This window comes from Photobacterium sp. Hal280, assembly GCF_037162255.1.
GTDB lineage: Bacteria > Pseudomonadota > Gammaproteobacteria > Enterobacterales > Vibrionaceae > Photobacterium.
Map to the genome: position 1 here is coordinate 52490 of NZ_JARLUO010000005.1, position 14818 is coordinate 67307.

At 53.7% G+C, this 14818-nt stretch carries 10 protein-coding genes and 1 pseudogene; 7 read left to right on the forward strand and 4 right to left on the reverse strand.

The features are described 5' to 3' along the window. Positions 1-13: 13 nt before the first annotated feature. Positions 14-769, reverse strand: a complete 756-nt coding sequence (locus P4S53_RS09280; protein ID WP_337112466.1) for an amino acid ABC transporter substrate-binding protein — start codon at positions 767-769, stop codon at positions 14-16. 412 nt (positions 770-1181) lie between these two features. Here P4S53_RS09280 and dnaA point away from each other — a divergent pair, with 412 nt between their 5' ends. From dnaA to gyrB, 4 genes and pseudogenes are all read left to right on the forward strand, one after another. Then, positions 1182-2564, forward strand: a complete 1383-nt coding sequence (dnaA, locus tag P4S53_RS09285) for a chromosomal replication initiator protein DnaA (protein ID WP_120513843.1) — start codon at positions 1182-1184, stop codon at positions 2562-2564. 1 nt (position 2565) lies between these two features. Continuing rightward, the gene (dnaN, locus tag P4S53_RS09290; RefSeq protein WP_337112467.1) at positions 2566-3666 is read left to right on the forward strand and encodes a DNA polymerase III subunit beta; all 1101 of its coding nucleotides are present in this window, start codon (positions 2566-2568) and stop codon (positions 3664-3666) included. A gap of 3 nt (positions 3667-3669) precedes the next feature. Beyond that, positions 3670-4760: pseudogene (recF, locus tag P4S53_RS09295) on the forward strand (DNA replication/repair protein RecF). 19 nt (positions 4761-4779) lie between these two features. Next, positions 4780-7191 carry a DNA topoisomerase (ATP-hydrolyzing) subunit B gene (gyrB, locus tag P4S53_RS09300; RefSeq protein WP_337112468.1) on the forward strand — a complete coding sequence of 804 codons (2412 nt, stop codon included), beginning with the start codon at positions 4780-4782 and terminating at the stop codon, positions 7189-7191. An 82-nt stretch (positions 7192-7273) separates the two neighbouring features. On the opposite strand, the gene P4S53_RS09305 is transcribed toward gyrB, so the two are convergent. Next, the gene (locus P4S53_RS09305) at positions 7274-8842 is read right to left on the reverse strand and encodes an AMP-binding protein (RefSeq protein WP_337112469.1); all 1569 of its coding nucleotides are present in this window, start codon (positions 8840-8842) and stop codon (positions 7274-7276) included. 76 nt (positions 8843-8918) lie between these two features. Continuing rightward, the gene (locus P4S53_RS09310; RefSeq protein ID WP_337112470.1) at positions 8919-10577 is read right to left on the reverse strand and encodes an acyl-CoA dehydrogenase family protein; all 1659 of its coding nucleotides are present in this window, start codon (positions 10575-10577) and stop codon (positions 8919-8921) included. Positions 10578-10765: 188 nt separating this feature from the next. Between P4S53_RS09310 and P4S53_RS09315 the strand changes: the two genes are divergently transcribed. From P4S53_RS09315 to P4S53_RS09325, 3 genes are all read left to right on the forward strand, one after another. Then, positions 10766-11836 (forward strand): AraC family transcriptional regulator, encoded by a 1071-nt coding sequence (locus tag P4S53_RS09315; RefSeq protein ID WP_337112471.1) that lies wholly within the window; start codon positions 10766-10768, stop codon positions 11834-11836. A 221-nt stretch (positions 11837-12057) separates the two neighbouring features. Beyond that, positions 12058-12528, forward strand: a complete 471-nt coding sequence (locus tag P4S53_RS09320; RefSeq protein ID WP_337112472.1) for an Hsp20 family protein — start codon at positions 12058-12060, stop codon at positions 12526-12528. Positions 12529-12724: 196 nt separating this feature from the next. After that, positions 12725-13318 (forward strand): GNAT family N-acetyltransferase, encoded by a 594-nt coding sequence (locus tag P4S53_RS09325; RefSeq protein WP_337112474.1) that lies wholly within the window; start codon positions 12725-12727, stop codon positions 13316-13318. Between the two features lie 59 nt (positions 13319-13377). Here P4S53_RS09325 and P4S53_RS09330 read toward each other — a convergent pair whose 3' ends face one another. Continuing rightward, positions 13378-14628, reverse strand: coding sequence for a valine--pyruvate transaminase (locus P4S53_RS09330; RefSeq protein WP_337112475.1), 1251 nt, complete (start codon positions 14626-14628; stop codon positions 13378-13380). Positions 14629-14818 lie beyond the last annotated feature (190 nt).

The window sequence follows — 14818 nt, forward strand, 5'->3', positions numbered from 1 at the left end:
TAATTACTGTCAATTAGCGGGTAATGTCAGTACCGAACCATTTTTGTGAGATTTCGGTCAGCGTGCCGTCTTCACGCATGGCGTTCAGCGCTTGGTTGACCTGGTCACGCAGCTGCTGGCCTTTTTCGTTATTCTGGAAAGGCCATGCATTTTCGATGCGCTCAAACGTCGCTCCCGCCAATTGCAGCGGTAAGCCTGCTTTATTGATCAGTTCAACCGAAGACAAACGGTCCATCACGAAAGCGTCCGTCCGGCCCAGCGCGACATCGTGTTCAATCCCTGTGTCATAGGTTTTGATCGTAATCTCGTCGGCATTATCCAGACCACGCAGCAGTTGCTCGTAGTTAGAGCCCAGGTTCACGCCCACGGTTTTGCCGTTCAGATCGTCAGTGCTCTTGATGTTGTCGTTACCTTTACGGACCACCAGTTGCGCCCCGTCAATCACATAAGGGTCGCTGAAGACGTATTTGGCTTTACGCTCATCAGTAATGGTGATCTGGTTGGAAATGGTGTCGATACGGCCGGTTTCCAGCAAGCCAAACAGACCGGAGAAGTTCGCCGTAACAAATTCCACTTTGTAATCGTTCCGTTTACCGATTTCATGCCACAGATCGACTTCAAAGCCCTGCAGCTGATCTTGTTTGACGAACGTGAACGGGAAGTAGCGGCCAGACATGCCGACTTTAACGTCAGTAGCAGCAATGGCTGCCTGGCTGACGCTCAGACCAAGTGTAAGCGCGGTTAATGAAGCTTTAACCCAGTTTTTCATCTGTCTGCTCCTGAGATGATGTTATTTTTGTAGGGTGATTCCTATCATCCTACTTGTCAGTAAGAACAATGCTTAAATAACCAAAAGTTATTTGTAATAACTATAGGGGCGATTACTCGGCCAAGCGGAAAACTTTGTGCCGGTAAAAGCGGTTACCGCTTATATAAGGTAGACAATCTTAGCGTCTGGACCGGCAACCTGCTGTTTTTATCCTCAAGATCCTGTTGATTGTGCAAATAACTGTGGGTAAGGCTAGGCTAAACTGTGCTGATCTGGCCCTTGGTTGTGGGATCTGTGTGAATAACTTAGATCTTATTCACTGGATCTGGGATCTCTTTGCTGGAGATCCTAAGCCAGCAGGTATAAAATTGCGTCCCTTTTCGTATTTTCGTTATTCAATGTGGAGTCGAACTTGTCATCTTCGCTTTGGCTGCAGTGCCTTCAACGCCTTCAGGAAGAACTCCCTGCCACGGAATTCAGCATGTGGGTTCGTCCGCTACAGGCCGAGTTAAACGACAACACCTTGACCTTGTTCGCCCCGAACCGCTTTGTGTTGGACTGGGTACGGGATAAGTACCTCAATAGTATCAACCGCCTGTTAAATGAATTCTGCGGTGCTGATACCCCAATGCTGCGTTTTGAAGTGGGCAGCAAGCCTGTGACTGTGCCGCCGCCCCAGCCCGCTGCTGTGGTGAGCGGGGATAAAATCGATCCGCCGTCACCGACCTGGGAACCAGCTCCGTCGCCGGTCCAGCCGGAATCGCAAAAGGGTTACCGCTCCAACGTGAACCCGAAACATAACTTCAACAATTTTGTCGAAGGTAAATCGAACCAGCTCGGGCTGGCCGCCTGCCGCCAGGTGGCGGATAACCCGGGAGCGGCGTACAACCCGCTGTTTCTTTATGGTGGCACCGGCCTGGGTAAAACCCACTTGCTGCATGCTGTGGGTAACGCCATTGCCGATCGCAAACCGAACGCCAAAGTGGTCTACATGCATTCGGAGCGTTTTGTTCAGGACATGGTCAAAGCCCTGCAGAACAATGCGATTGAAGAATTTAAGCGCTACTACCGCAGCGTCGATGCCCTGCTGATCGATGATATCCAGTTCTTCGCCAATAAAGAGCGCTCGCAGGAAGAATTTTTCCATACCTTTAATGCTCTGCTGGAAGGGAATCAACAGATCATCCTGACTTCCGATCGTTACCCGCGTGAAATCAGCGGGGTGGAGGATCGCCTCAAATCCCGCTTTGGCTGGGGACTGACGGTGGCGATTGAGCCGCCGGAGCTGGAAACCCGGGTGGCAATCCTGATGAAAAAGGCCGAAGACCACAATATTCGTCTGGCCGACGAAGTGGCTTTCTTCATTGCCAAGCGACTGCGCTCGAACGTGCGTGAGCTGGAAGGAGCGCTGAACCGGGTGATTGCCAACGCCAACTTTACCGGCCGGGCGATCACGATTGATTTTGTCCGCGAAGCGCTGCGCGACTTGCTGGCGCTGCAGGAAAAGCTGGTCACCATTGATAACATTCAAAAGACAGTGGCCGAGTACTATAAAATCAAGATGGCTGATATGCTCTCCAAGCGCCGCTCCCGTTCGGTGGCCCGTCCTCGTCAGATGGCGATGGCGCTGGCTAAAGAGCTGACCAACCACAGCCTGCCGGAAATCGGGGATGCATTTGGCGGCCGTGACCATACCACTGTGCTCCACGCCTGTCGTAAAATCGAACAGCTGCGTGAAGAAAGCCATGATATTAAAGAAGATTATTCTAACCTGATCAGGACATTGTCGTCGTAATATGAAATTTTCCGTTGAACGAGAACATCTCATTAAACCGCTGCAGCAGGTAAACGGTGCACTGGGTGGCCGTCCGGCGCTGCCTATCCTCGGCAACCTGTTACTGCAGGTAGAAGCGGGCAAGCTGTCTCTGACTGCGACCGATCTGGAAGTGGAGCTGGTGGCCAATCTGGCTCTGGACGGCGACTGGGAACCGGGAGCGACCACTGTCCCTGCCCGTAAATTTCTCGATATCTGCCGCGGACTGCCAGACAGTGCGCAGCTCAAGATTGAATTGCAGGGTGACAGGCTGCTGCTGCGCTCAGGCCGGAGTCGTTACTCACTGACAACGCTGCCGGCCGGTGACTTTCCCAATATTGAAGACTGGCAAAGCGATGTCGAACTGCATCTGGCGCAGGGTCAGTTGCGCCAGTTGATCGAAAGCACCCAGTTTTCCATGGCCAATCAGGATGTGCGTTACTACCTGAACGGAATGCTGATGGAAACCGACGGTAAACAGCTGCGCTCTGTGGCGACCGACGGACACCGGATGGCGGTCTGCACCGTCAATACCGAGACTGACATGCCGGGCAAGCAAATTATCCTGCCGCGTAAAGGGGTGATGGAGTTGATGCGTTTGTTAGACAGCCCGGATGCCGAGGTGGTGCTGCAGATTGGCCAGTCGAACCTGCGGGCTGTGGTCAACAATTTTATCTTCACTTCCAAGCTGGTTGATGGCCGTTTCCCGGATTATCGCCGCGTGTTGCCGCAAAACAGCAGCAAGTTTCTGCAAGCCAGCTGTGAGGAACTGCGCCAGGCCTTTTCCCGTGCCGCCATCTTATCAAATGAGAAATTCCGCGGCGTGCGGGTGAACCTGATCAACAATGAAATGCGGATCACTGCCAACAACCCGGAGCAGGAAGAAGCGGAAGAAGTGCTGGATGTCGATTTCCAGGGCGACGAGCTGGAGATTGGCTTTAATGTCAGCTACATCCTGGATGTGCTCAATACCCTGAAGTGCGATCAGGTGCGGATTTCGATGACGGACGCGACAGCCAGTACCCTGATTGAAGATGTCGCTGACAGTGATGCGCTGTACGTGGTGATGCCGATCCGGCTGTAACCTATGGCGTTAACGCGATTCATTGTGAAAGATTTTCGTAATCTTGAGGCCTGCGATCTCACCTTCTCGGAGGGGTTCAATTTTCTGGTCGGTGCCAATGGCAGCGGTAAAACCAGTTTGCTGGAAGCCATCTATTTTCTCGGCCATGGCCGATCCTTTCGCAGTCACCTGACCAGCCGGATTATCCGTCATGGTCAGGATGAACTGGTGCTGCATGGCCGGGTGCATGCGGACAGTGCACTGAAAGGTGATCTGGAGCGACCACTGGGGATCAGAAAGCAGCGGGATGGCACGACTCAGGTTAAAATAGCCGGCCAGACGGGCCAGAAAGTGGCGCAGCTGGCGCAGATTCTGCCGCTGCAGCTGATCACCCCGGAAGGTTTTGAACTGATGGTGGGCGGCCCCAAGTTCCGTCGTGCGTTTATCGACTGGGGGTGTTTCACGTGGAACCGCGCTTTTATCAGGCCTGGAGCCGGGTAAAAAGACTGACCAAGCAGCGCAATGCGCTGCTGAAAACCGCCCGCAGCTACCGTGAACTCAGTTACTGGGATCAGGAACTGGCCCAACTGGCAGAAGTGATTGACGGCTGGCGTCGTGATTACGTGGATGCCCTGCGCGAGCAGGCCACCGCCTTCTGTGCCGATTTTCTGCCGGAATACGAGATTCAGCTCGGTTATTACCGTGGCTGGGAAAAAACGACCCCTTACAGCGAGCTGCTGGCTGCCAACTTTGAGCGCGATCTGCAGCTCGGTTATACCGTCAGCGGTCCCAATAAAGCGGATCTGCGGCTCAAGGTGTCGGCGATGCCTGTGGACGATGTTCTGTCCCGCGGCCAGCTGAAACTCTTGATGTGTGCGCTGCGACTGGCACAGGGTCAGCAGTTGCGTCAGGCAACAGGCAAACAGTGTCTTTACCTGATTGACGACTTTGCCTCAGAGCTCGACAGCAGCAAACGAGCCCTGCTGGCAAAGGGATTACATGATACTCAGGCTCAGGTGGTCATCAGTGCCATCAGCGAGGAGCAACTGGGCGATATGAAGGCCGAAAAGGGCAAGATGTTTCATGTCGAACAGGGTAAAATAACCGCAAGATAATTAAAGCGAGAGTAACTCAATGTCCAACAATTACGATTCATCAAGTATCAAGGTATTAAAGGGTCTTGATGCGGTACGTAAGCGTCCGGGTATGTACATCGGCGATACGGATGACGGTACAGGTTTGCACCACATGGTTTTTGAGGTCGTCGATAACTCTATCGACGAAGCTCTTGCTGGTCACTGTGAAGATATCGTAGTCACGATTCATGAGGATGGCTCGGTCTCTGTCAGCGATGATGGTCGTGGTATCCCGACAGACATGCACCCGGAAGAAGGAGTGTCCGCCGCTGAAGTTATCATGACAGTCCTGCACGCCGGCGGTAAGTTCGATGACAACTCCTATAAAGTCTCCGGCGGTTTGCACGGGGTCGGTGTATCCGTCGTGAACGCCCTGTCTGACAAACTGGAACTGACGATTCATCGCCACGGTCATATCCACCAACAGATTTATCACCTGGGTGAACCTCAGGCACCACTGGGTGTGGTGGGCGACTCAGATCGTACCGGAACCCGGATTCGCTTCTGGCCGAGTGATACGATTTTTACCGATACCACTTTCCATTATGAGATTCTGGCCAAGCGTCTGCGCGAACTGTCTTTCCTGAACTCAGGCGTGTCGATCAAGCTGAGCGACGAGCGTGACGGCAAGCAGGACCACTTTATGTATGAAGGGGGGATCCGTGCGTTTGTTGAGCACCTGAACCGCAATAAAACGCCGATCCACCCGAAAGCGTTCCACTTTGCCTATGAGCGTGAAGACGGTATTTCTGTTGAAGTGGCAATGCAGTGGAACGACAGCTTCCAGGAAAACATTTACTGTTTTACCAACAACATTCCGCAACGCGATGGTGGTAGTCACCTGGCCGGTTTCCGCGGCGCACTCACCCGGACCCTGAATAATTTCATGGATGCCGAGGGTTACACCAAGAAAGCCAAAGTGGCGACCTCAGGTGACGATGCCCGTGAAGGCCTGACCGCTGTGGTGTCAGTGAAAGTGCCGGATCCGAAATTCTCCAGCCAGACCAAAGACAAGCTGGTGTCGAGCGAAGTGAAACCGGCAGTTGAGTCGGCCATGGGTGAGAAGCTGAGTGAATACCTGCTGGAAAACCCGACCGATGCCAAGATTGTCTGCGGCAAGATTATCGATGCCTCCCGTGCCCGTGAAGCGGCGCGTCGTGCCCGCGAAATGACCCGCCGTAAAGGCGCGCTCGATTTAGCCGGCCTGCCAGGCAAACTGGCTGATTGCCAGGAAAAAGATCCGGCGCTGTCCGAACTCTACATCGTGGAGGGTGATTCTGCCGGCGGTTCCGCCAAGCAGGGCCGAAACCGTAAGAATCAGGCGATTCTGCCGCTGAAAGGTAAGATCCTCAACGTCGAAAAAGCCCGTTTCGACAAAATGCTGTCGTCACAGGAAGTGGCCACGCTGATCACGGCCATGGGTTGCGGGATTGGCCGCGACGAGTACAACCCGGACAAACTGCGCTATCACAGCATCATCATCATGACCGATGCCGACGTCGACGGTTCGCACATCCGGACGCTGCTGCTGACCTTCTTCTATCGTCAGATGCCTGAGCTGATCGAGCGTGGTCACATCTATATTGCCCAGCCGCCACTGTACAAAGTGAAGAAAGGCAAGCAAGAGCAGTACATTAAAGACGATGAAGACATGAACCAGTTCCAGGTGGCCCTGGCCCTGGAAAATGCCTCTCTGTTCACCAGCGACAGTGCACCGGCCATTTCCGGTCTGGCGCTGGAAACCCTGGTCAAGCAATACAATGGCGCGGTGAAACTGATTGAGCGGATGAGCCGTCGTTACCCGACACTGCTGCTCAATGAGCTGACTTACCAGCCGCGTCTGGGTGAAGCGCAACTGGCTGATCAGTCTCAGGTGGAAGCCTGGGTCAAAGGGGTGGTGGATGCCCTGAACAGCAAGCAAACCGGTGAAAGCCACTACGGTTATGAAGTGTTCCAGGACCCGGAGCACAACGCCTGGCTGCCGAAGATTGTGGTGCGTACCCATGGTGTCGATTACCAGTACCCGCTGAGCTACGATCTGCTGCACTCGAAAGAGTACGCCAAGCTGGCTGATTTGTCTGAAGCATTGTGCGATCTGCTGGAAGAGACGGCCTATGTCCAGCGCGGAGAGCGCAAGCAACCGGTTGACAGCTTTAAGGCGGCACTGGAGTGGCTGATTAAAGATTCGACCCGTGGTCTGAGCCGTCAGCGTTATAAAGGTCTGGGTGAGATGAACCCGGATCAGCTGTGGGAAACCACCATGGATCCGAACTCGCGCCGCATGATGCAGGTGACTATCAATGATGCAGTGGCTGCCGATGAGCTGTTCACTACCCTGATGGGCGATCACGTTGAACCGCGTCGTCAGTTCATTGAAGAGAACGCCCTGAATGCGAATCTGGACGTGTAACCGGTACAACGGATAGTACACACTTGATCGACGAACGCCGCTCAGACAGAGCGGCGTTTTTTATGCGGGTTATGATGGTTCATCAGGCTGGGCGCAGTTCACGGCGCAGGATTTTACCGACAGTCGATTTGGGTAATTCCTGATGCACGGAAATACGCTTGGGCACCTTGTAGGCCGTCAGGTGTTCGCGACAGAAGGCGATGATCTCGGCTTCGTCCAAACACACCGAAGTGGTGATGTGTGCATGGACAGCCTCGCCGGTTTTTTCATCGGTTTCTCCGACCACAGCCGCTTCGACTATGTGTTGGTGGCGACAGAGCACTTCTTCAATCTCGTTCGGGTACACGTTAAAGCCAGAGACGATGATCATGTCCTTGAGTCGATCGACTATCCTGATGTACCCATCCGGCGCAATCAAACCCAGGTCGCCGGTTTTGACGAAACCATTGACCAGTACTTTGGCGGTTTCATCCGGACGCTGCCAGTAGCCCTGCATCACCTGCGGGCCTTTGATCACCAACTCGCCCACTTCGCCCTGAGGCAGCGGCCGGTGATGCTCATCCCAGACTTCAACCACAGTGTTTATCAGCGGCACCCCGACACTGTTGATCTGTTCGCTGTCGAAGGGGTTGAGTGTCGATACCGGCGAAGTTTCTGTCAGCCCCCAGCCCTCGGTGATGGTACAGCCTGTGATGGATTGCCACAGCTCGAACGCTTTACCTGTCAGGGCTGCGCCGCCGGAAAAGGTAACTTTCAGGGCGCTGAAATCCAGTTGTCTGAATTCCGGGTGCTGGCATAAACCGACAAACAGGGTATTGATACCGGCAAACCCGGTAAAGCGCTGGCTTTTCAGGATCTTGATGAAGCCTTCTATGTCCCTCGGATTCGGGATCAGCACGTTTTGTGCGCCCAGATAAAACAGCCCCATCATGTTCACCGTAAAGGCATAGATGTGATAGAGCGGCAGTGGACAGACAAAAGTTTCCTCGCCCGGGACGCCTTTTTGCAAAATGCGGTGACTCATTTGTGCAGCATTGGCCAGAATGTTGCCATGGCTCAGGCATGCCCCTTTGGCGACCCCGGTTGTGCCCCCTGTGTATTGCAGCACGGCGATGTCATCCGTGCCGGCCGTATTCGGGCGCAGCGTGGGCTGTTGTTTGCCGCTCGCAATCACCGCATTCAAGGCAAGATACTGATGGCCAGCCTCGGTACTGTTTGTCAGCAGATCGGTTGCGGCGGTGACCAGGACGTTTTCCACCGGCACCTGATCGCGGATGGCTTCATACTTGGGTAACAAGTCTTCGAGAATAATCAGTGCTTTCACACCGGCATCGCTGAATTGGTGCTGCATTTCCCTGGCGGTGTAGAGCGGGTTGGTATTGACCACGACCAGTCCGGCGCGGATGGCGGCATAGGCGGCAATCGGATACTGAATAATGTTGGGCAGCTGAATGGCAATGCGATCACCGGCCTGCAGCCCGCTTTGGTGCTGCAGCCACTGTGCAAGATGCCGCGAGCGCTGCTCAATATCACTGTAGGTCAGGGTTTGTCCCAGGCAGTGAAAGGCCGGCTTATCTGCATAGCGGGCAAAACCGTCTGCCAGAAAATCCGCCAGGTTGGTAAAAGTGTTCAGGTATTGGTATGCATCCATGATGTGCTCTCTTCTTGTTCCGTTCAGGGATTGCCTCCGCGTCATGGCGGAGGCTTATTGTTATCGGGTGGGTGGTTCAGATTTTGGCCAGCGCTCGTTCAACGATGGATTTGGCATCGATGTCTGCCGGCAGGGTGCCGAATTGGAAATAATGATCGGATAAGCGCGCCTGGGCGAAGGCCTCGGCAATGTGTGGTTCGCCATAGCTGAACAGAGTCGCGGCCTGCCAGATCAGCGCCAGTTGCTCCATCATTTGTCGGGCACGGACCTCAATGTTTTCCGTGCGGGCAAATTCGGCTTTCAGTTGTGCCAGCTTGTGGTCAAACAGCGGGTGCTTCCCTTGTGCCTGGTCAAACTCGGCAAACAGGGCGCTGAAGGTCTCGGGTTCGCGCTGCAGCACGCGCAGCAGGTCGAGGCACTGCACATTGCCTGAGCCTTCCCAGATCGAGTTGACCGGCGCTTCGCGATACAACCGGCTGGCAATGTTCTCTTCGACATAGCCCACACCGCCAATACACTCCATCGCCTCGGCGGTATGCTGAATCGCCCGCTTGCAGATCCAGTATTTGCCGATGGCCGTTGCACTGCGGATCAGCGCCGCTTGTGTGCTGTCTTTGCTGTTATCCAGCGCATGCGCAATGCGCATGGTGATCGCCAGCGCCGCTTCGGCTTCCAGCGCCAGATCAGCCAGCACATTGATCATCAGCGGCTGGTCATGAAGATTGCGGCCGAAGACGCTGCGGCCTGAGGTATGCCAGATCGCTTCTTTGGCGGCCTGGGCCATCAGGGCACTGGACCCGATCATGCAGTCATAGCGGGTGAGGGCGACCATATCAATAATGGTACGGATACCGCGGCCTTCCTCGCCGAGCAGCCAGCCGTGTGCGCCGCGAAACTCGATTTCAGAGCTGGCATTGGATTGATTGCCCAGCTTGTTTTTCAACCGCTGGATGTGCATCGGGTTTTTACTGCCGTCTTCGCGCCAGCGTGGCACCAGGAAGCAGGACAGTGTTTCGCCGGTTTTGGCCAGCACCAGAAACGCATCACACATCGGGGCAGAGCAGAACCATTTGTGACCGACCAGGCTGTAGAGTTTGCCCGGTCCGGCGTCAGCGACAGGCGTGGCACGTGTGCTGTTCGCCCGGACATCCGAGCCGCCCTGTTTTTCTGTCATCGCCATGCCGATGGTGACACCGGCTTTGTCGAAATAGGGTGTGTTACTGCCGTCATAGACGGTGGCGGTGATTTTCGGCAGCCAGAGGGCTGCCACGTCTGGCTGGTGCTTGAGGGCTGGCACACAGGCAAAGGTCATGGTCAGCGGGCAGCCTGAACCGGGATCGGCCTGGTTGTGCATAAAGGCCAGTGCTGCCCGGGCAACATGGGCACCGGCTTTGGGCTGTGTCCAGGGCAGGCTGGTATGGCCGTTTTCGATCGCGTGCGCCATCAGCTGGTGGTAAGCCGGATGGTAATCGACCTGATCAATCCGGTATCCGAAGCGGTTATGGGGCTGAAACTCCGGTAAATGCTTATTGGCCAGAAAACCGGCTTCCTGTAATTCATGGCCAATATGATGACCAAAGCTCGATAATCGACTGTTGGCCCAGTCCCCGGAAAACTGGGCTACCCAATATTTCAATATGCCATCTGAATCATAAGCGTTGTAGTGTTCTAAGGGGGTTGGCTGGTTCAGTACAGTGTGCGTATCCTGGCTGGTGGCCGGGTTGAAAGGTTCCATAGTCGCTCTCTTTGGTTGCAATCGTTCAGATTGTCCTGTTGATCTGCTGTAGGTTTGGCGATCATCGCATTCGACATTCCCCGTCAATACTATTAACATCGCCTTAACATGGACTTTATATGAGCAGCCGGGTTTGGCTATGTCTGTTCACGCCAATTTATTGTTGATCGGTGCAATCGGCAGCTGCGATGACATTTCTGGGAGGCAAGCCGCATGAGAGCGGGGCAGTATTGATGGAAGGCTATTACTCAACCCTGAGCAGTTGGATGATCCCCATCGCGAAAGCGATGCAACATCATGGACTGGATATGGAGCAGGCCCTGCATGAATGCGGCCTCGACCTCCGTGAACTGCAGAGCCAGGAAGTACGGGTCCCCATCCGAAAATTGTCGGCCCTGATTGATTACTGCAACCGCTTTTTACCTGAGCAGGATTTTACCGTTCAGATTGCACGGTATTTTCATCCCGGTGTGTTTCATATTCTGGGTTACGCCATGATGTCGGCGGATACGCTGGAAGAAGCGCTGTTACAGCTTGTCGCCTACAACAGCGTGGTTTGCGACATCAGTAATCTGCAACTCATCGACAACCCGGATGCGCTGGTGCTGGATGTTGCGCTGGTGGCCAGGAATGAAGAAGCATCTTTATTGATGCGTCGCCAGGAGCTGGAAGCTTTTATGGCCATGGTGGTCAGTTTTGCGCGTGATGTGGTTGCTGCCGATTTGAAACCGGCTTATGTCACGTTCCAGTTTTACCCGCCAGCCGATCACGGGCAGTACCTGACGGCATTCTTCCAGTGCCCGGTCAGCTTTGGTCAGCCGCGTAATTTGCTGGCGTTTGACAGTAGTGCCGCCAGACAACCATTGCTCAGCGGCAACCCGGCGATCAGAGCAGGACATGAAAAGATCCTCAACGAATTTCTGGCTCGTATCGATCGCAACGATCTGGTGCACCAGGTGAAGTGCAAAATTCTCGAACGGCTCTCTCTGGGCGCTCCGAGCCAAACCCAAGTGGCGGCTGCGTTAGGGATGAGCGTGCGTAATTTGCAGCGTAAACTCAGTGAACTGGGCACCAGCTATACGCAGATACTGGAACACAGTCGCAAAACCTTGGCGCTGAACTATATTCGCCGGCAGGATTTATCCTTAAGTGAAATCGGGTACCTGGTGGGCTTTGCCAGCGATGCCAATTTTCACCGCGCGTTCAAGCGCTGGACAGGGCAGGCGCCGGGCGAATACCGTCGTCAGTTGCTGGCTTGAGACCTTGTAATCTACCTTGTCCTTGTCCTGGGGCGAGCTGTCGTTGTGAACCCGTGCCGACAATTTTTTTCAATTCTCCCTTGAAGCCATTTCAGTTGCCCTTATATCTATTGGTGAAGCAGGAGGTGCCAGACATTGGGCCTTCGACGGTTTGTCCACGAGGAAAACCCGCTTCATGACTGATTTTCGTAATAGTATTGCTTCATAGAAGGATAGTGATTATGCGTACCTTAGATTTTACTCCCCTGTATCGTTCTGCCATTGGTTTCGACCGTCTGTTCAACCAGATGGAGCAAAACCTCAATAACAGTAATGGCGGATATCCTCCATACAACATAGAGCAGCAGGATGAAAACCACTACCGTATTACCATGGCGGTGGCCGGTTTTTCTGAAGCGCAGATGGACATCAGCCAGCATCAAAACCGCCTGATTGTGACGGGCAAGCGTGCCGATGCCGACAGCAACGAAGAAAAGCGCCATTACCTGTACCAAGGTATTGCTGAGCGCGATTTCGAGCGCAAGTTCCAGTTAGCGGACCATGTCAAAGTGGTAGGTGCCTCAATGGAAAACGGCTTGCTGCACATCGAGCTGGAGCGGGAAATTCCTGAAGAGGAAAAACCGCGTAAGATTGCCATTAACGGTCAGCGTTTGATTGGTCGTGATGAATCGGTGGTCAGTGACAGCATTTAAGTTTTCTCTGTTTGTATGGAAGGCCAGCCTCAGCGCTGGCCTTTTTCATGGGAGTCAGAAACTTTGCTCAGTTCAACCGCGCGTAATGTTTCACGTGAAACAGCAGTGTCAGTGGCGTTGCTGGTTCAGCCGTGTTTCACGTGAAACATTTATACGGGTTAATCCGAAGTGATTATCAAAGGAGAGGTGGTGGCACATGGCAGTGACCGAGAGGACGTCAGGCAGACGAAGATACACATGTTGGCCTGACACGCTGTGCTTCGGCGCAGGTCAGCAGCATGGTGTAAACTTTCGTGATGCGCAAGAGACGCACGAAGCGTTTATCTTTCAGCTCAAGACAGCGGCCGAGAAAACCGCAGTCACTAAGGTCTTTGGCTGGGACGAGCAGGTGCAATATCAGCTTCATCACCAAGAATGGCGGGCTTGTAAACCGACCTTGATCTGCTGGCACGATACACCGATTGGCAGTGTGTTGCTTGAGTCTGTTACTGAAGCTGACCCGTCTGCCGCTGGAGAAGCGAGCTGCCGGTATTTGTATTTCAGTCGCTTTTTTCTGTTACCTGAATGGCAGGGGCGGGGGATAGGCACGGCGGTGATGTCTTTGCTTGAGGCCATTTGCGATGCGGAGAACTTACCCTGTCAGCTGATGTATTTACAGGGAAATCAGGTCTTCACGCTATACCAGAGACACGGTTTTCATCTGTTATCACAGGACCATCAGTTCGTGTCTATGGTGCGGTTACCGAATGCGACAAACCACAGTGCTGACAGCGCTGTCCCCTTATCTTGATAACCAGCAAAAACAGGGCCTGACAGGCCCTGATGAATCACTGTCGTTGCCAGAGGAGTTTATTTCTCCTGGTATGCTTTTGCGATTTCTTCGGCAATGATGGCAATACCGCGCTGCATCTTTTCATCTTCCTGCACATAGTTCATGCGCAGGCATTCATGACCGTGTTGCCAGTCTTCCTGTAATCCAATGAAAAAATATTCGCCGGGCACGATCAATACGCCTCGTGCTTTCAGGCGTCGGTACAGTTCCATGGTGGTGATCGGCAGTTCTTTAAACCACAGCCAAAGGAACATGGCACCTTCCGGCTTGTGGATCCGGAAACGCGGATCGGGGATGGCTTGTTGCAGCCATTGCACTGCCTGCTGAGATTTTTTCTGATAGTAAGGCTTGATGACCGTTTCGCTCAAATGCAGCAAGTCGCCTTGTTCAATCATCTTGTTGGCAATCGACGGGCCAACACTCCCCGGCGCCAGGCTGAGCACGCCATTCATATTGGCCAGTGCTGTGGTGATCTCTTCACTGGCAATGACGATGCCGCAGCGCACACCAGGTAAGCCCAGTTTAGAAAGGCTCATACACAGGATAGTGTTGCGGTTCCAAAAGGGGGTGACGTCTTCAAAAATGATGTCGGGGAACGGCATGCCATAAGCATTATCTATGATCAATGGGATGTTGTGCTGCTGGGCGAGCTGATCCAGATGACGAATTTCTTCATCGGTCAGGACATTGCCGGTCGGGTTGGTCGGCCGCGATGCGCAAATTGCACCGATACTGTCATCCAGGGTCAGGGCGTTGAAGTCGACGTTGTACTTGAACAGGCCATTGTCCAGTAAGCTTATCTCCGGCTTATAAGAGATAAACATATCCGGGCTGACGCCGGCATCACCGTAGCCGATATATTCTGGTGCCAGGGGTAGCAAGATTTTCTTGTGGCGGCCATCGGGAAACTCACCCGCCAGCAGGTTGAATAAACTGAAGAAGGCGCTTTGGCTACCGTTGGTCAGGCTGATGTTTTTGCTGCTGATGTCCCAGCCGTAACGCTCACTCAGCAGAGCGGCCAGCGCATTGATGAAGGTGTTTTTCCCCTGCGGCCCATCATAGTTTGTCATGGCAGCAGTCAACTCGCCGCTTTGATTCAAACTGTCATTGAGCTGGGTAAAGTACGCCACCATCGCGGGTATCTGTGCCGGGTTACCGCCGCCTAGCATAATGGCTTCCGGATTGCGCAGGCCATCGTTCAAATCATCCATCAGCTGGGTAATGCCTGAGTAGCGGGCAAACTTGTTACCGAATGTAGAAAACTCCATCTTGCTTCGACCTCAGTGTGTCTGTTGTGATTATTTTGTGGGTGAGCCAAACAACATACAACAATGATTCATACAGTGAAAGTGGCTTGAGTCACCCCAGCCCAACATAGTGTTCATCAGAGGTTCCACGTGAAACACAGACGTAAATCAGGCGTGTCACCTTAAGTTTAGATGAATCGAACCGGTGAAT

Bases quoted from the DNA above. Each gene is read 5' to 3' on its own strand.
- P4S53_RS09280 (WP_337112466.1), bottom strand. From the start codon at position 769: ATGAAAAACTGGGTTAAAGCTTCATTAACCGCGCTTACACTTGGTCTG.
- dnaN (WP_337112467.1), top strand. From the start codon at position 2,566: ATGAAATTTTCCGTTGAACGAGAACATCTCATTAAACCGCTGCAGCAG.
- gyrB (WP_337112468.1), top strand. From the start codon at position 4,780: ATGTCCAACAATTACGATTCATCAAGTATCAAGGTATTAAAGGGTCTT.
- P4S53_RS09305 (WP_337112469.1), bottom strand. From the start codon at position 8,842: ATGGATGCATACCAATACCTGAACACTTTTACCAACCTGGCGGATTTT.
- P4S53_RS09310 (WP_337112470.1), bottom strand. From the start codon at position 10,577: ATGGAACCTTTCAACCCGGCCACCAGCCAGGATACGCACACTGTACTG.
- P4S53_RS09315 (WP_337112471.1), top strand. From the start codon at position 10,766: ATGACATTTCTGGGAGGCAAGCCGCATGAGAGCGGGGCAGTATTGATG.
- P4S53_RS09320 (WP_337112472.1), top strand. From the start codon at position 12,058: ATGCGTACCTTAGATTTTACTCCCCTGTATCGTTCTGCCATTGGTTTC.
- P4S53_RS09325 (WP_337112474.1), top strand. From the start codon at position 12,725: ATGGCAGTGACCGAGAGGACGTCAGGCAGACGAAGATACACATGTTGG.
- P4S53_RS09330 (WP_337112475.1), bottom strand. From the start codon at position 14,628: ATGGAGTTTTCTACATTCGGTAACAAGTTTGCCCGCTACTCAGGCATT.